Source organism: Hymenobacter monticola (assembly GCF_022811645.1).
GTDB lineage: Bacteria > Bacteroidota > Bacteroidia > Cytophagales > Hymenobacteraceae > Hymenobacter > Hymenobacter monticola.
The window spans coordinates 3,629,510-3,652,169 of sequence record NZ_CP094534.1 but is presented as its reverse complement, the minus strand read 5'-3'; the positions used below and the strand labels follow the sequence as shown (position 1 = coordinate 3,652,169).

Here is a 22,660-nt window from a genome sequence, read left to right as displayed (position 1 = left end):
TTCGTTGCAGGAATGGGCTTATTTCTTGAGCGGTGCCCCGTACACGGCCAGGGCAAAGTCGTAGCCACGCTTGTCGTTCAGCAGCACGGGCTGGCGGTTTTGGTAGGCGCTGCCGCCGGCGTAGGTGTCCTGCCGGCTCACCCGCCAAAACAGCGGCGCCGACTTCGCCACGCCCTGCAGCTCCAGCGCGTAGCGGTGCCCGGCCTTCAGCACTACTTGGTTGGCAGTGGCAAAGTCAAACTGCAGAATCCCGGCCGCCTGGGGTGTGTAGCTGATGTTCAATCCATTGGCCGAACCTAGCAAGTTGTTGCTGGTCGAATAGGTAGGCGCATCGGCGGCAAGGCCAGCGGCCGGGCCCAGGTCGTAGAGGGCCAGGGCTACGGGCTGCCTGGCATCAGTACCGAAACCGTCGCCGCCGAACAAGTCGAGGCGCGTCAGGCGGCAATCGGTTGGCACTTCAAACGTCTGGCCAAGGCTGGAAACTCCCTGCTTGTGGTTGAAGCTCAGATTATCCAGCGCCAGCGTGGCCGGGTTGGGCATAGTGCTGAAAACGGGGCTACCGGGCCACTGCCCGGGCCGGGGCTGGGTGTTTTCGGTGAGGGTGACGCCCAGGCTGGCCGGCAACAACGGGGCCGGTTTCGGGGCGCTTGGCGGGCGTTTGGGCGGAGCCGGCTGGGCGCCCTGGCGGGGCGGCACACTCAGGCCGGCCACCGTGTGGGCAATGGGTTGAATGGTGCCGTCCGGGTTGTAGTAGAGGTACTCGGCGCACACGCTACGCCGGCCCAGCGCGCCGCTTTCGCCGGTGGGCAGCGTGAGCGTGGCGTTGTGGTAGAACAGGTACCACTGCTTCCGGAACTCGACGATGCCGGGGTGAATGGTGTAGCTGTTTTTAGCCTGCTCGGTGAGAATGCCCTGATAAGTCCAGGGGCCCGTCACGCGCGGAGCGGTGGCGTAGCAGAGCTTCTCCCACATGCCCTGATGCGCAAAGGCCGCGTAGGTGAGGTAGTAGGTGTTGCCGCGCTTGTGCAGCCACGGGCCTTCGGTGTAGTTGGGCACCTCGATGCGCTGGACGGGGCCGTCCAGCTCAGTCATGTTGGGCTTGAGCTTGGCCAGGTAGCAGTTGGGGTTGCCCCAGGCCAGCCAAGCCGTGCCGTCATCATCCACGAAGACTGTCGGGTCGATGTCGTCCCAGCCGTTGGGGCCGGGCGTGGTTTTATCCGAAACCAGGGCCGAGCCGCGGGCATCCACGAACGGGCCGGTAGGGCTGTCGGATACGGCTACCCCGATGGCCTTGGCATTGGCCGGCGCGCCCTCCTGCACCGCTGCGTAGAAATAGAATTTGCCGTTGCGAGCCACCACCTGCGAGGCCCAGGCATCCTTCGTGGCCCACTTGAAGTCGCGCACGTTCATGATGGAGCCGTGCGCGGTCCAGGTCTTCATATCGGAAGACGAATAGCAGCGCCAGTCATTCATGTTGAACATCTGCCCTTCCTTGGCCTCGTCGTGGCCCACGTACAAGTACACCCTATCCTTGTACACCAGCGGGGCCGGGTCGGCCGTGAAAACGTCGCGCAGGATGGGGTTTTCGCCCGGCTTGGGGTTGGTCTGGCCGTAGCTACGCAGGGCCGGAGCGGCTAGCGCAACTGCCGCAAGCAGGGCTGCACCGAAAAGAAATTTAGGCATAAGTCCGAAGAGGAGAAAGGGGAAACAGGCGACCTGCCAGTGTGGCCATTGAAGCAAGCGAAGCGGCTAGGGCTGACGGGCTGGGCGCGGCGGCCGGGGCGGCGTGTCGTAGGTAATGAGGGCCTCCAGGGTGTGCATGGGCGGCTCCACGGCGGCCGGAATGGGCAGGCGGCTGAACTGCTGGAAGTATAGCAGGCAGGCGTCCTTCCACATCACGGCGTTGCCGCTCTGGGCGCGCAGCTTGTTTTGCACCACGGCAAACCGCTCGGCATCCACGTAGGGCCGGGCCTGGTCCCAGGTGCGCTGAAACTGCTGCACTTGCTGCACGCCGTGGTCGTAGTGCAGGGCCAGCTCATCCCACAGGGTGCGGCCGCTTTTCATCTTAAAATCCCAGGGCAGGTGGTGGAACCACAGCAGGTACTCGTCGGGGCAGGTGGTGGGGTCGTTGAGCTGCGAAGCCAGTGGCTCGTGGTACTGGCTCACGGCGTCGCTGCCGGTTTTAGTGCGGTCGAAGCCCACGCCGTTGGCAGCAGCTTGGTGGTAATAGGGCGGCGTCCAGTCGGCGCGCATGCCGGGCGGTGCCCACCACGGGCCAGGGCCGTAGTGCCCGTGGGTAGCCGACATAATGTGGTGCAAGCCCAGCGGCATCGAGTAGTTCACGATGGCCTCGCGGCTGGCCAGCATCAGCTGCGCCACGGGAGCCAAAAATCCGGTATTCCAGTCGGCAGCGGCCGGCTGGGTAGCCGTGCCAGCCGCGTCATGGAAAGTGAGCTTCAGCCACTCTTCGGCTATTTGGGCGCTTTTGGCGCTGCTGTTCCAGGCCAGGCGGCCAAAGGCGTACCAATTGGCCTGGGCGAAGTCGTGGCCGGTCCAGTTGGTGTCGAGGCCCACGTTGGACACGCCGGCCATGGCCGAGTGCGCCTGGCGGTACACGCTGCCGTTGGTGCAACGGGCCACCGTGCTGCCGGGCCCGGTCTGGTAGGTGTCGCTTTGCAAACACTCCTCCCACATGGGCGCTAGGTAGGCCAGGTCAATTTCGTGGCCGAGGTATTCCTGCGTGATTTGAAACTCGGGCATCACAGCCGTCTTTTTCAAAGCCCCGAACAGCGGGCTGAACGGCTCGCGCGGCTGAAAATCCACCGGCCCGTTCTTCACTTGAATAATAACGTTGTCGTGGAATTTGCCGTCCAGCGGCACGAACTCGTTGTAGGCCTGCTTGGCGCGGTCCTTGTCGTTGGGACTGTACACGAAGGCGCGCCACATCACCAGCCCACCGTATGGCTTGAGGATGTCGGCCAGCAGGTTGGCACCATCGGCGTGGGTGCGGCCGTAGTCCTGGGGGCCGGGCTGTCCTTCGCTGCTGGCCTTCACCAGAAAGCCGCCAAAATCGGGCACCTGCTGGTAGATTTCCTTCACCTTGCCGCGCCACCACTTTGCCACGGCCGGGTCGAGCGGGTCAGCGGTTTTGAGGCCGCCCAGCAGCACCGGCGAGGAAAACTTGATGGAGAGATACGTCTTTACGCCGTACGGCCGCAGCACATCGGCAATGGCTTTCACGCGGCCCAAATACTCGGGCGAGAGTATCATGGGCGAGGCATTCACGTTGTTGAGCACGCTGCTATTAATGCCAATAGAAGCGTTGGCGCGAGCGTATTCCTGCCACAGTTTCTGGTCACGCTTCGTCACTACCAGGGCACTGTCTTTGCGCCAGAAGATGGAATTGCCGGCGTAGCCGCGCTCCACCGACCCGTCGGGGTTGTCCCAGTGGTTGAGCAGGCGCAGCTCATACGAAGGGTTGGAAACCTCATCGGCTACCGGCTGGCCGGTTTGCTGCCGCCGTAGCAGCTCAAACGCCCCGTACAGCAGGCCCCGCTCGGTACTGGCCTGCACGCCCTGCGCACTCAGCCGAAACCCATCGTACTTAATGGCTTTATCCTTTTTGAGCGTCAGCGTCACGGTGGCCCCGGCCTTGCCTTGCCAATTTTGCTGTAGCTCGCGCTTGGCCGTGGCGAGCACGGCAGAGGGGGTAATGGGCGCCACCACCGTCACGGGCGTCGTGGCGTGCGGACGCAGCCAGAGCTGGTGGCCATCTTCGGCGCGCAGCCTCGCCACGGTGCCGAGCAAGCAGATGCTAAGAAGTAATTTTTTCATCGGGTGGGATTGTATAGGCAGGCGTGTATTAGGACTTGCTGATAGGCTCAGCATGACCTCGATTTTAGATACTACCCTACTTTGCTGACGTAGTAACTAGCTTATCTATTGAGTAAACTGCCACCAGTCGAATCGGAGCGTGTTGTTACCGGCCCCTTTGAAGACAAAGTACACGTCGTGGATACCACTCTTCCGGCTGACTTTGCACGACTGCACCATCCAGCTTCCCAGCGTACCGGTGTTCTTCACTTTCAAGGTCCCCAGCAAATCTCCCGTGGGGCTGTCCAGGTGTATTTCAATGGCTGAATTGGCAGAAGCACTGGCTACCGAAGCCGTGAACTCCTTGGTTCCCTTCTCAAAATCAACGCCTTTGACTTTGATGTAATCGCCGTTGTCTATGCTCGTTACGTACACGCCGTTAGGGCCTTTGCTGGTTTTCAGGCCCTGGCTCAAGGCAATGGTTTCCGCCTCAGTGCGCTTATAGGGGTTCAAGGTTGCCACGCGCTCTACGCCCTCTTCCGACCAAAACGGCAGCTGCTGAATGGTACCATCAGGATTGTAGGTCAGCTTGGCCACGCACACGGAGCGCCGCTCGGTGTGCGTCGGCGACAGGGCTTTGGAAATGGCGTAGTTGAAGCCAAACAGGTAGGAATTGCCCTTGTAGTCGATGATGCCCGGGTGATTGCCGTTGGACTTAGGATTGTGGTCCATGAGCGTGCCGGTGTAGTTCCAGGGGCCCGTGGGGCTGCTGCTCATGCTGTAGCCGATGCCCTCGGGGCAGCAGGTCGAGGCATACGCCACGTAGTACTTGTCTTTGCGCTTGTAAAACCACGGGCCCTCCTGGTAATCCTTCGGCTTGGTAGGCGATTTGACAATGTTGCCTGAATAGGAAATCATATCCTCGTTCAGCTTGACGTAGTACAGGTTCGGATTGCCCCAATACAGGTAAGCCTGGCCATCGTCGTCGATGTAGACGGTCGGGTCAATATCGTCCATACTATTCTGAATCAGTGGCTTCCCTAGCGGGTCGGTAAAAGGGCCGTAGGGGCTATCCGATACCAGCACGCCGATGCCCTTGACGTGGATGGGGCAATACAGGTAAAACTTGCCGTTGCGCGCGATGCACTGCGGCGCCCACGCACCATTCTGCGGCGACCAGCTAAAGCTTTTGGTGGAGGCGACCTGGCCGTGGTCGGTCCAATTCACCATATCGGTGGAGGTATACAGCAGCCAGTTGTACATCTTAAAACCAGTGGCATCGTCCTCGTCGTGGCTGGTGTACAGAAACACAGTGTCCCGGTACACCATCGGCGCCGGGTCGGCCGTGAACTTGGTTTGGATGATGGGATTCTGGGCCTGGCCGACCAAGGCGGCCGAGACCAGGAAGGAGAGAAGTAAGAAATAGAAGGCTGTTTTCATATTGTCCGATGTAGCAAAGAGGGAGTCATGCGCTTTTCTACTTAGTCTATTACTACTTATCTGCTGGCCTAATTCTTTTCAATGCACAGGTTGTCAAGAGTTTGACTGCTGTTCATAAGACGAAAAAGGCCGCGCCTTATTCCTTGCGGAAGCTCTCTGGCGGGCCCAGGTAGCTGTCCTTGAGTCCGCCCGTATCCAGCACCAATTTTTGCAGCACGATGCCGGGCGTGATAACCCAAAACTTCAGGGTGTGCACGCCGGGCGCCGCCAACTGATGGGCAGATTCGCCGGTGCGGATATTATCCATCATGGCCTTTTCGGCGTTGTCGTTGACCCAGGCCTCGCCGGGCCGATGCTCGCTGATGTTGACCAGCTGCGGAGCTTCATCATCAAAAGCCACGGCGTACACCAACCCACCGGCGTTGTTGAAGTCGATGGTGGGCGTGAGGTAAGCGCGCAGCTTCACCGGGCCCGCCTGGTGCAGTTGCACCTGGTATTCGAGATGGGGCGCGCTGGCCGTGGCTTCCTGCCGGGGCGCGGTGCCCGGTACCAAGGTGATGCCCGTGGAGGTGCGTCCGTAATTCTCCAGCACCTGCCACGACGTGGCGCCCGCCTGCACGGCCCGGCTGTAGTGCGGGCCGCTGATGGACACGTAGCCATTACCTTCCACATGGCCCTTGCCCGGCAGCGCCGCCTGCGGCTGGCGGTTGTCGATGGGCACCTGCACCACCACGCGCTGGCCGCCGGGCCCGCTGAGCGTGACGGGCACCCGGCGCTGGCCGGCCGGCGCGACGGCCCAGTCTACGCTCAGCCACAGGCGCTCCTGCTCCGCGACGGTGCCGCTCGGCTGGTCGATTTTCAGCCACGGCACCGTGCTGGTGGCGGTGTAGGCGAAGGAGCCCTGGCCGCGGTTAAACACCTCCAGGTAGTGCGGCTGGCGCTGCCAGGCGTTCAGCTCCGGCAGCACGGCGGCTTCCTTGGCTTGGGGCCACCAGACGGTGCTGCCTTCCACTGACACGGCCATTTCGGGGGCGGGGGCCGGGGTCACGCCTAGGGTAGCTGGCATCATCTCGCGGTCGGGGCCGCGCCAACCGCGGTAAAACACGTGGGGCTGGTCCATCATATGCTCCCATTTGCCGCCAGCCAGCGTGTGGTTATAGTAGTACGAGAGCAGCGAATCCTGCACGTAAAACCGTCTTACCTCGGCGGCCTGGCTGTTGGCGGCGGCACGGCCCTGGGCGGCGTACCATTTGTTTTTGGCCAGGGCCAGATGCAGGTCGAGCAGGTTGGTGAGGGCCTGAATGGGGTGCTGCACTACCTCAAAGTAGGCATCCTGGCTGGGCGCGGGCACCTGAGCTTGCACTTGCAGCGCCCGGTCGCGCAGGGCGTGGTAGCGGGCGGTCAGCTGCTCAAACTCCTGGTAATTGATGAGGCTGAAAGTGTTGGTCGACAGCAGGTCGGGCTTGCGGATGCCGCTGTAGTTGCTGTAGGTGGTGAGTAGGTCGCCAATCGGCTGGGCGAGCGCCGGGCCAAACTGCTGGCCAGCCCATTGCCGGGTATACGCGGGCAGCTGCTCGGCAGGCAACCGGCTAGGGTCCCAGGCATACTCGAAGTAGAAGCTGATGGGTACTTCCAGCGGCTTGAGGTCGCCCACGTTCATAATCCAGATGCGGTCTACGCCGTGCGCGTAGGCCTGGTGCAGCTGCTCCCACACCTTAGTTAATTGACTGGAATTAATCCACTTGTAGCTCCAAGGGCCGCCGTTGAAATCGAAGTGGTAGTAGAGACCGTAGCCGCCGCTGCGCTTGGGGGCGGTGGGCTTGGGCAGGCGCCGGATGTTGCCGTAGTTGTCATCGCAGAGTAGCAGGGTCACATCATCGGGCACGCGCATACCCTGGTCGTAGTACTGCTGCACCTCGGTGTAGAGGGCCCAGAGCTGCGGAATGGTCTCGACGGGCCGCTTGGTTACGTCAGCCAGGATGGTGCGCTGGTCGCGCACGATACTCTCCAGCAGCTTGATGTTGGTACCGGCCGACATAGGCACGTCACCGTCGCCGCGCATGCCCATGGTTATAATGCTTTCCTTGGCGCCCATGTTTTCGATGCCCTGCCGCCAGAATTTCTGCAGTTCGACCGGGTTGGTTTCGTAGTTCCAGGGGCCTTTGCCGTACCGCTCCCACTCTTTTTGCGAGCGGACCATGGGCTCGTGGTGCGAGGTGCCCATCACCACACCGTACTCATCGGCCTTCACGGGGTTGAGCTTGTCGTCGTCGTTGAAGGCGTTGCCCCACATGGCCGGCCACAGGTAATTGCCGCGCAGGCGCAAAATCAGCTCGAACATGTGCTCGTAGGTCTGGTGGTTGGCCCCGCCAAACTTGGCCTTGGCCCAGCCCGAAAAAGCGGGCGCCTCGTCGTTGATGAAGATGCCGCGATACTTCACCGCCGGCTCGTGGATGAGATAGGTGCCCGGCCGCACGGCCACCGTGGCGTGGCGTACCACCGGCACGTCGGCCCACCAGTACCAGGGCGACACGCCCAACTGCTTCGACAGCTCATAAATGCCGTAGATGGTGCCGCGCTTGTCGCTGCCGGCAATCACCAGCGCCCGCGCCACGCCCGGAAACGGCTTGTCGATGGTCTGCGTCACCGAGGCCTCCCATTTGCCCTGCACCTGGCTCACGTCCAGCTTCTTGCGGCGCGCCAACTGGTCGATGAGTTGACTCTTGCCGATGGTGCCGATGATGAGTATTTCCTTAGCCTTCAGTTGCTTGCGCTGCTGCAGTAGCTTCGGCTGGGTGCCCGTGGCCAGCTGGAAATCATGCTGCAAGTCGGTAGCGGCCCGCAGCACGCCTTTATGGTCTTCCGGGCTCACCAGCAGCGGAATGGCGTTGCCATCGGCGGCCAGCACCAGCCCGGCGGGCTTGTCGTCAAACGCGAGGTAGGACTGCGCCCACGCCGTTCCGCTCCACAGCACAAGCAGCAAAAGGCTTGGTAGCAATTTTCTGAAACGCAGCATAACGGGGTTGGAGGGTGTTAAAGGAGTAAGCGCCGGCTAGGCCAGGCCGGCGGACATGCTGACCTGCCTTAGTGGCGCACGGTTTGTTCGGTCGAGGTGGGGCCGTCGATTGCGAAAATGCCGTTGCGGAAGTGCAGGGGCTCGATGCCCAACTGGGGTACTTTCTGCCAGTCGGCCAGCGACGGAAGGCGCTGGTCGAAGAAGTAGTGGCAGGAGCTCCACAATTGCCCGTCGGGCCCTTCGAAAATGGCGTTGTGGCCGGTTTCCTGGTAGGGGTCGGGAGTATCGGTGAACTGCAGGTGGCTGTAGCCCCCCGTTGCGGGCCATTTCGGCGCGGTACTCCCGCTTGCGGGTGCCGAAGATGGGCTCGGGGGCAGCCAATTCCCAGGGGCCTAGGGGGCTTTTCGAGCGCAGCAGCCCCACCTCGTAGCCCCGCGTCCAGGTTGAGAAGAACATGAAGTAGGTACCGTCGCGCTTCAACACGAAAGGCCCTTCGATGCCGCCCACCATCCAGCCGGGGTTGTTGGCGTCCTTGGCGCCGCGAAATTGCTTTATCTCGCCCACCAGCTTGCCCGTGGGCAGGTCGATTTTGGCTTGCCACAGCCCGTTGCCGCTGCAATACAGGTAGGTCTGGCCATCCTCGTCTTCAAACAGGGTCGCGTCGTTGTTGTAGTGCGGCGTCAGCGGCCCGTTCACCAGCTTGTAGGGACCGGTGACCTTGTCGCTGGAAAACAGCCAGACGCTGTGGGTCTTCATGCCCTTGGGGTCCTCGGCCGTTACCTGGCCGCTGTTGACGGTGAGCCAGTACTTCTTCTGGATGTAGTGAATTTCCGGGGCCCAGAACCGGCCGTTGTAAGGGCAGCTGGCGGGCAGCTTCTTGCCGTCAATCAGCCACGAATGCTGCCGCCAGTGAATCAGGTCATCCGACACCAGCAGGCGCACCCCGGGGTTGGGTCCCGACCACACCGGCATCGAAGTGCCCGTGGCAAACCACTGCCGCCCCACCTTGATGATGAAATGGTCGCGCATGGAAATGGCCGTATCGCGCGTGATGGGGTTGGTATAGCGGAACGTGTGCCTCCCCCCCGCCGCATCGACCGAAGCGGCCGTTTTTTTGGCTTGCGAGCAAGCCGCTAGGCTCACCCAAAGGGCCGCCAGCGCCACGTATGGCTTGAGAAGCAGGAAACGCAACAACAGCATGAGGATGGATGAGCTTGCTAGTATTCCTATAAAGGATTAGCGCTGGAGATGATGGGCTTACTTCACCGGCGCGACGCCCTGCGTCGTTTGCACGATGGGCTTGATGGTGCCGTCCGGGTTGTAGTACATGTAGTCCACGCACACGGAGCGGCGGAAATTGCCGCCGTTAGGCAAGCTGCCGTTGTGGTAGAAGAAGTAGCTTTTGCCCTTGTAGTCGACGATGCCGGGGTGCGTGGTGCCGCTGTTGGGCACGTTGCCCTGGATGATGCCCTGGTAGGTCCACGGCCCGGTGGCGGTGGGGGCCGTGCAGTACTCAATCATTTCGGGCTTGGTGCCGGCGCTGGCGTACACCAGGTAGTAGAGCTTCTTGCGCTTGTACACCCAAGGACCTTCGATGTAGTTTTTGGGTTTGAAGACGGTGATGGGGCTGGCCAGCTCGGTCATGTTGTCCTTGAGCTTCACCCAGCGGCAGCTGCCGTTGCCCCAGTACAGGTAGGCCTGCTTGTCGTCGTCGATGAACACCGTCGGGTCGATGTCGTCCCAGCCGTGCTTCTGGTCCAGGGTCATGTCATTTGAAATCAGCGGCTTGCCGATGGCATCCTTGAAGGGCCCGGTGGGCCGGTCCGACACCGCCACGCCAATGGCCGCGCCCCGGTTGCCGACCTTGTTATTCGGGTCAGCGTTGCGCTGAAACGTGGCCACAAACCAGTAAAACTTGCCATTGCGGTACACGCACTGCGCCGCGTAGGCATCGCCGGTAGCCCAGGCGAAGCTTTTCACCGAAAGGCGCGTGCCGTAGTCCTTCCAGTGCTTCATATCGGTGGTGGAGTACACGCGCCAGTCGGGCATCTTGTAGTTGGTTTCGCTCACCGAGGCCGTGTCGTGGCCGGTGTACAGAAACAGCGTGTCGTGGTACACCAGCGGCGCCGGGTCGGCCGTAAATACGTCGCGGATGATGGGGTTTTGCGCTTGCGCAGGCAGCAAGGAACCCAGGGCCAGCAGGGCGACGAGTAAGATGTTTTTCATCAGGTGGGATAGGGTTAGGAAGAGTCAGTGCGGGCGACCTAAAACAGCCTCTGGGCAAACAGGTACAAATCGTGCCGCCACACGGGCCAGGTGTGGCCGCCGGGGTATTCGCTGTACACGTATTTGATGCCCAGCTCGTCCATTTTGGCCCGCATCGTCTTGTTGTTGGCGTAGGCAATGTCTTCGGGCCCGCCCATCGAGAGCCACAGCTGCTTGAGGTTGGTGTTGATGGTGCCGGCGTTGGCTTTCATAAAGGCATACTGCGGGTCCGACAAGGCCGTGTTATTGGCAAAAAAGCCGGAGCTGAACACCCCCAGGTACTGGAACATATCGGTGTTCTTCATGCCCGCATAGAGCGTTTGCAGGCCGCCCATCGAGAGGCCCGCCAAGGCCCGGTTCGAGGCGCCGGGGGCTACGCGGTAGTTGGTTTCCACCATCGGCAGCACGGTTTGCTTCAACTCGTCTTCGAAGCGTTTCAGCGTCGGCTCGCCGAAGCCGGCCAGGCCGCCGGGCCCGCCCATGTTGCCGTCGAGCATCACCACGAGCATGGGCTTGGCCTTTTTGTCGGCAAGGAGGTTGTCCAGAATCAGGTCGGTTTTGCCCTGCTTGGCCCAGCCGGTTTCGTCTTCGCCGCCGCCGTGCAGCAGGTACAGCACCGGGTACTTGGCGGCGGGGTCGGCGTCGTAGCCCGGCGGGGTGTACACAAAAAACCGCCGCCACGAATTCGTGACTTTGGAGTAGAACCGCCGCTCGCGCACCTCGCCGTGGGGCACGTCGCGCAGGGCGTAGAAGCTGGTGCCACGGCCGGGAATCTCGATGCCGCTGGCCATGCGCCCCATGCCGTAGAAGGTGTCGCTCGCGGGGTCGGCGATGGGCAGGCCATCGAGAATGAGCGAGTAGTAGTGCAGGCCGCGGCTCAGGGTGTCGGTGGTCACGGTCCAGGTGCCGGCGCTGTCCTTCACCATATCGTATTTCCGGCCCAGGTCCAGCTGGGCCTTCTGCAGACCGGGCGCCTTCAGGCGAAACACGGCCCGGTTGTCGGGCAAAATCTGCGGGTACTTGGCGTTACGCACGTTGGTGGCGGCCGGCGCGCCCAGCACGGTGTAGGTGGGCAGTGCTGCCACGTCCACGGGCTTAAATAGCTGCTGCGAAAACATGTACAGGCCGTTTTTCCAGACCTTGAAGTCGTGCCCGCCCGGCTCCAGGTAGTACACGTGCGGCACGTTGTTTTGGTAGAGGTAGTCGTGGGTGCGCTGGCTGACGGGCAGCAGGCCGTCCTGGTCGCCGCACGAAATCCAGAGCAGCTTCAGCAGCTTTTTGGCTTTGGCCGGGTCGGGCACCAGTTGCTCGGGCTGCCTGGTGTTCGGGGCCGAAGAGAAGCCACCCACCCAGGCAAACTTGTCCAGGTTGCCCAGCCCAAAGTTCAGCGACTGCCCCCCGCCCATCGACAGCCCGGCCAGGGCCCGATTCTCACGGGTGGTGAGGGCCGGGTAGTGCTTTTCGATGTAAGGAATGAGGTCGGTAAGCAGGTCTTTTTCGAAGTTAGCAAACGCGGCCACTTTGTCCGGGCCGTAGATATTGCCTACGGCGCGTTCGTCTGTCATAGCCCGGCCGTTGGGCATCACCACCAGCATGGGCTTCAGCTTGCCGGCGGCATACAGATTATCCAGAATCACCTGCGGCCGACCACCTTTCAGCCACTCCTTTTCATCGCCGCCGATGCCGTGCAGCAGGTAGAGCACCGGGTACTTTTTCTTTTTGGAGTAGCCCGGCGGCGTGTACACCAGCGCCTTGCGCACCGTGCCCACCGTTTTTGAGGTGTAGCTGATGCTGTCAATCCGGCCGGCCGCGATGCCCGCAACGGGCTGGTCGAAGCCCTTCGGCGCTTCCATCATCGGTTTTTGGGCGAAGGCGCTGCTTGCCAAGGCGAAGGTCAGCAAAAGCGTGGATGCGTTTCGAATGGTGACGGGTATGTTCATCGGCTGATTAGCAGAATGTGACTGCCGGCCTCATGCGCGGCGGCGAATGATGAAGTGTTGGGTAGTGAAGGCGTCCGGCACTAGGGCTGCACCACGAAGCCGCCGCGGGCCGGCAGCTTCAGGCTCAGTGTTTTGCCGCCCGCCGCCCGGGTGCTGAAGCTGCGGTTGGTGGCGCCGTCGGTGATGAGAGTACCGCCGGCCAGATTGAGCTTGCTGAGGTCGAGCTGTAGGGTTTTGGGTGCGTCGGTAGCGTTGATGCCGGCCAGATACCACTTGCCGCTGGGCGCCTGTCGGGCCAGCACCGCGTAATCGCCCGGAAAGCCCGCCACAAACCGGACATCGGCCCAGCGCGGCGGCAGCTTTTTCACGAAGTCCTGCACGTAGGCGGGCTGCGCAGCCATGCCCTCAGGCACTTCGGCGTAGTGCTGAATGCCCGACTGAAACAGCACCGCCAGCGCCAACTCAAAAGCGTTGGACGTGCGGCGTTCCTTGCCGCGAATCTCCGAAAACGCCATGGGGGTGAAGTCCATGGGGCCCACGGCGTTGCGGGTGAAGGGCAGCGTGGCGCAGTGGGTGGCTTCCTGGTCGGTGTTGCGCTGGTCGAAGGTCAGGAACTCGAAGCCCTTCACCGCTTCCATGGTCATCAGGTTGGGGTAGGTGCGGTTCCAGCCGCGCGGCAGGGTGGCGCCGTGGAAATTCACCAGCAGGCCGGCCTGGGCGGCGTCGGTCATGAGGTCCTGGTAGTAGTTCATGAACGACTGCCCGTCGCCGCCGAAAAAGTCGATTTTCACGCCGGCCACGCCCATCTGCTTGATGCGGGCAAATTCCTTGCGCCGGCTGTCGGCGTCGAACAGCACCTTGGTGGGCGTCTGGGGGGCCTGGTTCCAGCTGCCGTTGGAGTTGTACCACACCAGCAGGCCCACGTTTTTGGTGCGGGCGTACTGCGCCAGCTCGGCCGTCTTCTCGTAGCCGATTTGTGTGTCCCAGAGCGCATCCACCAGGCAGTAGCGCCAGCCCATGGCGGCCGAGTAGTCGATGAAGCGGCGCTGCACGTCATAAGTCGTGTTCTTGTCGCCCATCAGCACCCACGACCACGACGACTTGCCAGGCGCGTCCAGGTTCACGGGCGTGGTGGCGGGCGCGCTCAAGTCAGTAGTCAGCGTCGATTCCACGATGGGGGCCAGCGAGTTGCCCACCACCACCACGCGCCAGGGCGAGCGCCAGGGCAGGCGGCTTTCGGGCAGCAGGGGCGCGTCCGGCATGGTCCGCTCCGGCGCCTGCGGAAAGGCCACCGTGTAGTTGGCATCGGGCGACTCGTGGGCCAGGTGGCTGCCGCAGTAGCTGCGGCCCATGCCCGCCTCCGTCAGCAGCACCCAACGGCCCCCAGCCTCAAACAAGGCTGGAAACGACCACCCCTGCCCGATGGTGGACGGCGTGCCCGCCGCGATGCCGCGCTGGTAATTTTCCTCGTACGAAGGCTGGGTGTTGGCAAAGCCAGTCTGGGCTTTGGCGTGCGGGTGCAGCCAGCCCTTGGCGTCGGCCGGCAGGTGGAAACTGGTTTGCTCCGCCGTGATGCGCTGCACCTCGGCACTTTTGCCTTCGATGAGGTACTGAAACGCCACCCCGTCGTTCGACACCTGAAACACCACGCTCAGTGTGGGGGCCCCTGCCCTACCCGCAAAGTGCACCACGCGGCGGTTGGCTCGGTAGTGGCAGTTCGCACGCTTGTCGGTGGCCAGCTGGTAGTCGTCGGCCACGGTGGTCACCTTATCGGCGCTGGCCAGCTTGAGGCCCTGCGAGAGGTCGGCGCTGGCCAGCTGCAGGCCCAGGCGCGAGGGGCGCAGCAGCTCGGCGGCGCGGTAGCGCACGGCGTAGGTGGGCCGGCCCTGGCCGTCCACGTCCACGCTCACCTGCACGGCCCCGTCGGGGCTGCCGACCACAACGGGCCCGGCGGCGTGAGAAAAGGTAGCGGCCAGCATCAGCGAGCAAAAAAGGAAAGAGAAGCGCATGGGAATTATAGGTTTTTGCTTGATTGTCATCCTGAGCGGAGCGAAGGACCTTTTCACGGCTGCGTAGCCATTGTTCAACCGTGATAAGGTCCTTCGCTCCGCTCAGGATGACAGACTTTTCCACTTCTCAAACAGCTTGGAAGTGCCGGCTGCAACACGCGCTGCCGCTATCAACTCGGGCATTATTTCTTGTACATGGGGTCGTTGCCCTCGTATTTGAGCCACTTGAAGGAGGCCGTGTTGGTGGTGGGCTGGCCAGAGGACGTGGCATACATCCCAAACGTGCAGCCGATGAAGCCGCCCGCCACCTGCGTGCTCAGGAACTTGCCATCCACCTGGTCCTTGAGCGTGGTCCACGCCTTGCCATTTTCCGAGAACTGGAAGCTGTACTTATCGGCCTGGGCCTGAATGCGCAACTGCACGCTGCCCGTGGCTGACTTCAGCGGCGCCTGGGCCAGCAGCTCCGGCTGCTTCGCATCGGCGGTGCTTTTGAAGAGTTGCAGCATGGGCTTGCCGCCGTCCCCCGACTTGCAGAGGTAGTAGAAGTGCTTTTCGTCCTGGAAGATGGCCAGGCCAGCCTTTTCGTTGGCCGCTTTCGGCGCGAACGTCAGCTCGGTTTCGGCAGTGCAGTACAGGTGCTGCTGCCGCTTGCCAATGAAGGCCGGGTTACCGGTTTCGGCCACAGTTTCGGGCTTCAGTTTCAGGGTGAGGCCCTTGGCTTTGCTTAGCGAAAAGCTGGTGCTGTCCACGGTGCGCAGGAACAGCAACGCCGGGTCCAGTTGCTTTTCAAAGGTGAGGGTGTAGCCGAAGTTGCCGCTCTGCGGCCGGGCGCCGGGCTGTTTCACCTCCGGGAAATTGGCCTTGTAGCTGTACTGCACGCCATTGGGGCCTGGGTTCATCACCGGCCACTCGTCTTTCCACTCCACGGGCACGATGAAGGTTTCGCGCCCGGTGTTGTAGAAATTGCCCTCGTAGGGCCGCACGGCCAAGAAAATGGCGTAAGTTTTGCCATCCGGCCCCTCCACAAATTGCGCGTGCCCGGCCGAGGTGATGGGGTCTTTGCGGTCCTTCGGCAGCTCGCGCTGCGAGAGGATGGGATTCTTCTCGTAGGGCACAAACGGGCCCAGCGGCTCCTTGCTGCGGAACACCACCTCCGTGTGGTTCACCGAGGTGCCGCCCTCGGCCGCGTAGAGGTAGTACCAGCCATTGCGCTTCATCAGATGCGGGCCCTCTATCCAGACCGGCTTTTTGCTCAGGTCCACGCCGCCGTTCACCACGATTTTCGCCTCGCCCACAGTTTGCAGCGTCTGCGGGTTCATCTCGATGATTTTGATGGAGCGGTGCCCGTCGTAGAGCGGCTTGTTGTCGGGCGGGTCGCTGTTGTAAATGACATAGGCCTTGTCGCCCTCGAAATACAACGACGGGTCGATGCCGCGCACCTGGGGCAGGAAGGTGGGGTCGCTCCACGGCCCGGCGGGGTTCTTGGCCGTCACCACGAAGTTGCCCTTGTGGTCGATGAGCGTGCACGTGACGTAGTACGTGCCATTGTGGTACTCAATGGCGGGCGCAAACAGGCCCCGTGTCATGCGGTCGCCCAGGAAGTTCATCTGCGACGGCCGGCTGATGACGTTGCCCACCTGCTTCCAGTTTTTGAGGTCGCGGCTGTGCATCACCGGAATGCCCGGGTAGTAGGAAAACGTGGAATTGACCAGGTAATAATCGGCCCCCACCTTCACAATGCTGGGGTCGGGATAAAAGCCACTGAGGATGGGATTCACCAACTCAATCGATTGTGCAAACGCGCCCGAAAAAGGCAGCAACGCAAGTGCAGTAGGCAGAATTGCTTGAAGTAGTTTGGATTTCATGCTGATGCGAAAAATGCTTTTCGTAAGTGTTTTTTAGGTTTTTAAATCAGTGCGAACTCGCCCAAGCCAACAAGGACAGCGCTATTTCAGCAGCCGCACGTCGTAAACGCCGCCGGCCGTAGACTCTGCGGCCGCCTGAAACTTCACGGTGAGCGCCGTTGGGGCGTTGGGCTGCCGAAGGGCTTCGGGCAGGGCGTATTCCACGTCGTAAAAATCGCCAGTCTGATTGCCTTCCATCTGCACTTTTGCCAACAGCTGCCCATTCACCAGAATAGTAAACTGGCGGTTCTTGTCGCCGCCCGCGTAGGTCACGCGGAGGGTGCGGGCGTTGCGCTGCGGGTTGCGCAGGCTGTAGCTGAACCAGCCTTTGGCGTGGCGCCAGTGCCGGTCGCGGTGGGTGCCGGTTTCGGTTTGCTCGCCCTGGAAGCCGTGGTCGGACTCGGGCTGTTGCTCGCCGGGGGTCACCTGGTCCACGGTGCGGGCTTCGAGGGCCCGCTTTTCTTCGTCTTTGCGCCGCAACTCCTCCTTCCGGGCCAGCAGGCCGGCGGGCGTCGTCACTGGCCAGTACACCATGTAGCGGGCGTCGTGAATCTGGTAAAACGGCACCAGTTGCACGTTGCGGTATTTCTCCGAATCAATCAGCCCGGCGGCGGTGAAGGTGAGCGGCTGGCCCGCCACGGGCTTGATGCCCTCGGCCACGTTGAGGCCGGCCGAAACCAGCACCGGCGCTTCCTCAATGGGGTAAAGCTTGCCGCTGGGCACGTGCGACATGCGCGCGCCGTCGGCCCGCAAGCCCTTTAAATCGGTGGTATCCGTGACGGCGGCCAGTACCACCGGGCCGTGCACAAACGACACCCAAGAGGACTTGTCCGGCATGTATTCAGCCGTGGTAGTCATGGGCAGGGCCACGCTCACCACGTCGCCCGAGCGCCACTTGCGGCTCAGCTTCACGTAGCCGGGCGCGCCCGCGCTGGTGGCCACCGGCCGGCCATTCACCTGTACTTGCAGTTGGCCCGCCGGTACCCATTTCGGCTGCCGGATGCTGAGCGCGAAGGTGCGCGGCTTTTTCAGGCTGAGCTTCAACTGCGTGCGTTCCTCGTTGGGAAAAGTCGTTTCCTGCGTCAGGGTCAGCCCCTGCTCGGCCCAGTTGAGGCGAGATGGGATGAACAGGTTGACCAGCAGCTCCTGCGGCCCGCGGTGCGCGTACACCAGCTCGCCGTATTTGCCGTGGTTTTCCAGGCCCGAGCCCACGCAGCACCAGAAGCCATCCTGCGGCTGCGAATACACCCGGTAGTGGCGGGGCCGCATGGGCGTGAAGTACACAAAGCCCCCCTGCCCCGGGTGCTGCGACGACAGAATGTGGTTGTAAGTTGACCGCTCGTAGTAGTCCAGGTACTTGGTATCGCCGCCGGCCAGGTACAGCTCCTTACTAAGCTTGAGCATGTTGTAGGTGTTGCACGTCTCCGGTCCCTCGGTGCTTTCCAGCATAGAGGTGAAGTTGGTGGCCGGGTTGAAGTGCTCGCTCACGCTGTTGCCGCCAATGGAAACCGTCCGGTTTTCCACCACCGTTTTCCAGAAAAAGGCCGCGGCCCCGCCCCAGGCCGGGTCGCCGCCTACTTCCGCCACCCGCTCGAAACCAATGACTTTCGGAATCTGCGTGTTAGCGTGCATGCCGTTGAGCACATCTTTGCCAGCCAGCAGGGGCTGTAGCACGGCCTGGTGCGAAAAGCGCTGGGCCAGCGCCAGGTACTTGCGGTCGTGCGTCAGGTCGGCCACGTCGGCGAAAATCTCGTTCAGGCCGCCGTGTTCGCTGCGCATCATCTCCTGCAACTGTGCGTCGCTGAGGTTGGCTGTCAGGTCCAGAAACCAGTCCGTCAGCTTAATGAGCATGCCGCGGGCTTTAGCATTGCCGGCTACAGCGTAGGCGTCGCGCAGGCCGGCGTAGGTTTTGTGCAGGTTGTAGAGCGGCACCCATTTCTGGTTCAGCCCGAAGCTGTTGGCTTTGATGTTACCGGCCTTCACCTCTGCCCACATGGCCGGGCCGCCGGGCACACCGCCCAGGTAGCCGTTGCCGCTTTTCAGCTGGCAGGCGTCCAGCTGGTCAACGAAGTAGTTGAGGTGCTGCTGCACCTGCGCGTCGCCGGTGGCGGCGTACATGTAGGCCAGCGCCGAGAGGTAGTGGCCGCCCATGTGCCCATCGAGGCCCGTGTTTTCCCAGTTGCCGTAGCACTCGGCCTTGGGCGGCAGGCCCGCCGAGGCCAGGTAGGGCGCCAGCAGCCGGTCGGGGTTGAGTGCCAGCAGGTAGGCCATATCTGTCTGCTGAGCCTGCTGGAACGGGCTGTCCAGCAGGCGCACATCCGCCACGGGGAAGCTTTGCAGCTTCACTGCCTGCCCTGAAGCCAATGCAGGCAGCATTGATACCGTCAAAAGCAGGAATTTCCCTTTGTTCGTCAACATCTTTTGCATGAAATGCTTACCCAAAACCTAGCGCTGGCCCAGGCTGCCTTTCCCGTTTTTAGGCTCAGCGGCAGCGCTTGTGGCATTGGCCGGCGGGCCCAGGTAGGTGGCGGGCAGCTCGCCTGCACTCACCACCAGCTTTTCGAGCACCACGCCGGGGTCCACACGCCAGAACTTGAGGGTGTGCCAACCGGCCGCGGCCACGTTGTGCTGCGAGGTTTTCAGATTAATACTTTTGGCCACAATGCGCTCCCAGGGCAGGTTGCTTTCGCCGGGCTTGATGCCCGTATGCAGATTAATGATTTGCGGCGCCTCATCATCGAGCGACACGGCGTAGCGCAGGCCGGTGGTGTTGGTGAAGTCGAGGGTCGGGGCCAGATAGGCGCTCACCGTCACGGGGCCGGCCTGGGTTAGGTTGATGCGGTACTCCAGGTGCGGGCTGTTGCCGCCCGGAGCCTCGGTGGGCGCCACCGTGGTGGGGTAGGTGCTCACGGCTCCCAGCGTGCGGCCCAGGTCGGGCAGGCGCTGCCAGCTCACGGGGCCGGCGTTCACGGCCTTGGTGTACTGCTCCGCCTCCAGCGACACGTAAGCGCCGGTAGCGGGCTCCGCCGGAGTGGCAGCAGGCGTGGGCGTGGCGCCGGCGGGCAGCGTCACCACCTGCGGCATGATGTCGGCCTTTTCATCGTGCCAGGAGGTGTAGCCGATGTGCATCTGGTCCATCATGTGGTTCCATTTACCACTGGCCACGGCGTGGTAGCGGTTTTTGATTTCGGCATCTTTAGCAAACAGCGCCTTCGCTTTCTCCGCCAGCGCGTTGGTGTTCGGCTGGTTTGTTTTGGCGGCCTCGCGGTTCAGCGCCACAGTGTAGTACATTTCATTAAGGTTGGCGCAGGCCTGCACCGGGTGCAGCACCAACTCGTAGAAGGCGTCGCGGTCGGCGGCGGGCAGCTGCTGGTTGATGGCCTCGGCGCGGGTCAGCAGCTGGTTGTAGTCGGCTACTACTTTGGCCCACTCACCGGTAGCCAGGCTGTAGGTGTTGGCATCAATTAGCTCAGGCTTGCGGCGGCCGTTGTACTTGGCATACTTGGCCAGGATGTCGGCAATGTCGGCCGCGTACTTCGGACCGAACTGCTGGCTGGCCCAGCGCTGCGTGTAAGCCGCCACCTGGTCGGCCTTGATTTTATCGGGGTTCCAGGCGTAGTCGAGGAAGAACGAAATGGGCAGTTCCATGGGCTTGAGGTCGCCCACGTTCACAATCCAAATCTGCTTCACGCCGTGTTCGTAGGCCAGATGCATTTGCTCCCGCACGCGCGGCAATGGGTTGGTATTCAGCCAGCGGTAGCTGCGCGGGCCGCCCACGTAGTCGAAGTGGTAGTAGATGCCGTAGCCGCCCTTGCGGGGCGCGTCCCCGGGCTTGGGCAGCTTGCGCAGGTTGCCCCAGTTGTCGTCGCAGAGCAGCAGGGTCATATCGTCGGGCACGCGCATGCCCTTGTCGTAGTAGTCCTGCACCTCCTTGTAGAGGGCCCAGAGCTGGGGGGTTTGGTTGGCGGGCTTGTGGGTTTCTTCGGCCAGAATTTTCCGCTGGTCGGCCACAATTTTTTCGAGCAGGGCAATATTGCTGTCTTCGCTCATGGGCTCGTCGCCGTCGCCGCGCATGGCCATGGTCACGATGCTCTCCTTGGTGCCCATGTTGCGGATGCCCTGCCGCCAGAAGCGGCGCAGGGTGGTGTCGTTGGTTTGGTAGTTCCAGGGGCCGTGGCCGTAGCGCTTCCACTCCTGCTGGGCGCGCTGCATGGGCTCGTGGTGCGAGGTGCCCATCACGATGCCGTACTCGTCGGCCAGCACCGGGCTCAGCTTGTCGTCGTCGTTGAAGGCGTTGCCCCACATGGCGGGCCACAGGTAGTTGCCCTTCAGCCGCAGAATCAGCTCAAACACGTGCACGTACATCTTGGAGTTGATGCCGCCGAATTTCTCCTTGGACCAGCCCGTGAGCGCGGGCGCCTCATCGTTCAGAAAGATGCCGCGGTACTTCACCGCTGGCTCGCCCAGCGTGTGCCGCGCGGCCGGGATGCGCAGCGTCGTTTGCGGCTTCACCGGCACGTCGGCCCACCAGTACCAGGGCGACACTCCAATCTGCTGCGAAAGGTCGTAGATGCCGTAAATCGTGCCGCGCTTGTCGCTGCCGGCAATCACCAGCGCTTGCTTCACGCCGGGCAGCGGGTCCATCACCACCTGCCGCACAAAGGTTTCCCACTTGCCCGCCACGCCGGCCGTGCTGAGCTTGCCGGCCTTCACCAGCCCGTCAATCAGCGGGCTTTTGCCGATGGTGCCAATGAGGACGACTTCCGCCCCGGCCGGCTTTTCGGTGCTGAAGCGTGGCTCCGTTTTGGTTACGCGCTGCACGTCGGCCTGCAGGTCTTTGGCAGCCCGGAGCACGCCCGGCCACTCGGCCGCACTGGCATAGATGGGCGCCGTTTTGCCAGCCGCGGCCAGCGTGAAATCGCCCTTGCTTTTGATGGCCGGTGCGGTGGCCTTACCTATAGTTTGGGCCTGCGCACTAACGGTGGCGAACAGTACTACTATAGGCAGAAGGAACAGGCGGAAGGATGTGGTTTTCATAGAGAATGCCGTAATGATGTAGCGTGGACTCTGCGAGTCCGCGCAGGCCGGGACGTTCGACTAGGCGCGGACTCGCAGAGTCCACGCTACTTCTCCCCCTATTTTGCGGCTTGCAACACAGCCTGCAGCGCCGGTTTCGGCTGGAAATTGCGGTCAAACAGCAAGGGGTAGCTCGTGCGGCCCCGGATAGGCCAGTCGTTCAGCCAGGAATCCGCGTCGGTCACGCCCCAGAGGGTAATGCGGTCGATGACGTCGCGGTGCTTGTGGAACAGGGCAAACAGGTCGGCGTAGCGCTTGGTCAGCTTTTGCTGCACCGAATCGGGCAGGCCGGTGGTGTACACGTTGTATTTAGGGTCGGCCCCGAAGGTCTCGGCGATGTCGGCGCCCTGGCGGCGGCTCGGGTTCGGCAGCACGTCGATGTCGAGCTCCGTGAAGTTGACGTGCACGCCCAGCTTCGAGAAAGCCACGATGCTGGCCTCCACCTGCTCCAGGCTGGGCTTGGTGAGGCCGTAGTGGCCCTGCATCCCGATGGCGGTTACCTTGATGCCCTTGGCCTGCAGGCTCTTCACCAACTTGATGACGCCCTCCCGCTTTTCGGGGCGGTATAGGCTGTAGTCGTTGTAGTAGAGTTCGGCTTTCGGGTCGGCTTTGTGGGCGTACTCAAAGGCTTTGGCGGCGAAGTCCTCGCCGAGAATTTCCAGCCATTTGGTTTTGCGCAGGTCGCCCTGCTGGTCGTCGATGGCTTCATTCACCACGTCCCAGCCGGCAATTTTGCCCTTGTAGCGGCCCACCACGGTATTGATGTGCTCTTCCAGGCGCTTGAGCAGCAGCTCGCGGCTGGCGGGCTTGCCGGCGCCGTCCTCAAACACCCATTTCGGGGTTTGCTGGTGCCACATCAGCGTGTGGCCGATGGTGAACATCTTGTTTGCCTGCCCGAAGGCCACGTAGTCGTCGGCGGGCTTGAAGTTGTACTGGTCGGGCTGCGGGTGCACGGCTTCCCACTTCAGCAGGTTTTCGGGGCTGATGGTGTTGAACTGCTCCTTGACCAGGGCCGCAGTCTTGGTATCTCGCCCGCTCGTCACGCGGTAGCTGAGGGCGGCCCCCACGTAGAAGTCTTTCTTGAAGGCGTCCTTCAAGGGCACTTCTGACTTTTGCACAAAGCCAAGGCCAATGCCCGCCAGCGCGCTGTAAATAAAAAACTTATGAGCTTTCATAGTAGGATGTATCGCAAAAGGG

General features: G+C 62.2%; 12 protein-coding genes. All 12 read right to left on the bottom strand.

All coding sequences use genetic code 11. From position 1 onward, the window contains the following. Positions 1 to 18 precede the first annotated feature (18 nt). The 12 genes from MTP16_RS15090 to MTP16_RS15035 all read right to left on the bottom strand — a co-directional run bounded on the left by MTP16_RS15090 (position 19) and on the right by MTP16_RS15035 (position 22,638). Complete coding sequence (locus tag MTP16_RS15090; protein ID WP_243511116.1) at positions 19 to 1,683, bottom strand: glycoside hydrolase family 43 protein; 1,665 nt, start codon at positions 1,681 to 1,683, stop codon at positions 19 to 21. A 66-nt stretch (positions 1,684 to 1,749) separates the two neighbouring features. Then, on the bottom strand, positions 1,750 to 3,834 hold the full coding sequence (locus tag MTP16_RS15085; protein WP_243511113.1) for an alpha-glucuronidase: 2,085 nt from the start codon (positions 3,832 to 3,834) through the stop codon (positions 1,750 to 1,752). Between the two features lie 105 nt (positions 3,835 to 3,939). Further along, a complete protein-coding gene (locus MTP16_RS15080; protein ID WP_243511110.1) occupies positions 3,940 to 5,253 on the bottom strand; it encodes a glycoside hydrolase family 43 protein in 1,314 nt (437 codons plus the stop codon). Between the two features lie 136 nt (positions 5,254 to 5,389). Continuing rightward, positions 5,390 to 8,227, bottom strand: a complete 2,838-nt coding sequence (locus MTP16_RS15075; protein ID WP_243511107.1) for a glycosyl hydrolase 115 family protein — start codon at positions 8,225 to 8,227, stop codon at positions 5,390 to 5,392. Between the two features lie 78 nt (positions 8,228 to 8,305). After that, positions 8,306 to 9,460 (bottom strand): glycoside hydrolase family 43 protein, encoded by a 1,155-nt coding sequence (locus MTP16_RS15070; RefSeq protein ID WP_243511105.1) that lies wholly within the window; start codon positions 9,458 to 9,460, stop codon positions 8,306 to 8,308. Positions 9,461 to 9,526: 66 nt separating this feature from the next. Further along, positions 9,527 to 10,495: a glycoside hydrolase family 43 protein gene (locus MTP16_RS15065; protein WP_243511103.1), complete on the bottom strand. Its 969-nt coding sequence runs from the start codon at positions 10,493 to 10,495 to the stop codon at positions 9,527 to 9,529. A gap of 38 nt (positions 10,496 to 10,533) precedes the next feature. Then, positions 10,534 to 12,474, bottom strand: a complete 1,941-nt coding sequence (locus MTP16_RS15060) for an alpha/beta hydrolase-fold protein (RefSeq protein WP_380286621.1) — start codon at positions 12,472 to 12,474, stop codon at positions 10,534 to 10,536. 80 nt (positions 12,475 to 12,554) lie between these two features. Then, a complete protein-coding gene (locus tag MTP16_RS15055) occupies positions 12,555 to 14,483 on the bottom strand; it encodes a glycoside hydrolase family 97 protein (RefSeq protein ID WP_243511101.1) in 1,929 nt (642 codons plus the stop codon). Positions 14,484 to 14,665: 182 nt separating this feature from the next. Continuing rightward, on the bottom strand, positions 14,666 to 16,348 hold the full coding sequence (locus MTP16_RS15050) for a glycoside hydrolase family 43 protein (RefSeq protein ID WP_243511099.1): 1,683 nt from the start codon (positions 16,346 to 16,348) through the stop codon (positions 14,666 to 14,668). Between the two features lie 81 nt (positions 16,349 to 16,429). Next, a complete protein-coding gene (locus tag MTP16_RS15045; RefSeq protein WP_243511097.1) occupies positions 16,430 to 18,763 on the bottom strand; it encodes a glycoside hydrolase family 127 protein in 2,334 nt (777 codons plus the stop codon). A gap of 69 nt (positions 18,764 to 18,832) precedes the next feature. Further along, positions 18,833 to 21,424 (bottom strand): glycosyl hydrolase 115 family protein, encoded by a 2,592-nt coding sequence (locus MTP16_RS15040; protein WP_243511095.1) that lies wholly within the window; start codon positions 21,422 to 21,424, stop codon positions 18,833 to 18,835. A 98-nt stretch (positions 21,425 to 21,522) separates the two neighbouring features. Continuing rightward, a complete protein-coding gene (locus MTP16_RS15035; protein WP_243511092.1) occupies positions 21,523 to 22,638 on the bottom strand; it encodes an endo-1,4-beta-xylanase in 1,116 nt (371 codons plus the stop codon). Positions 22,639 to 22,660 lie beyond the last annotated feature (22 nt).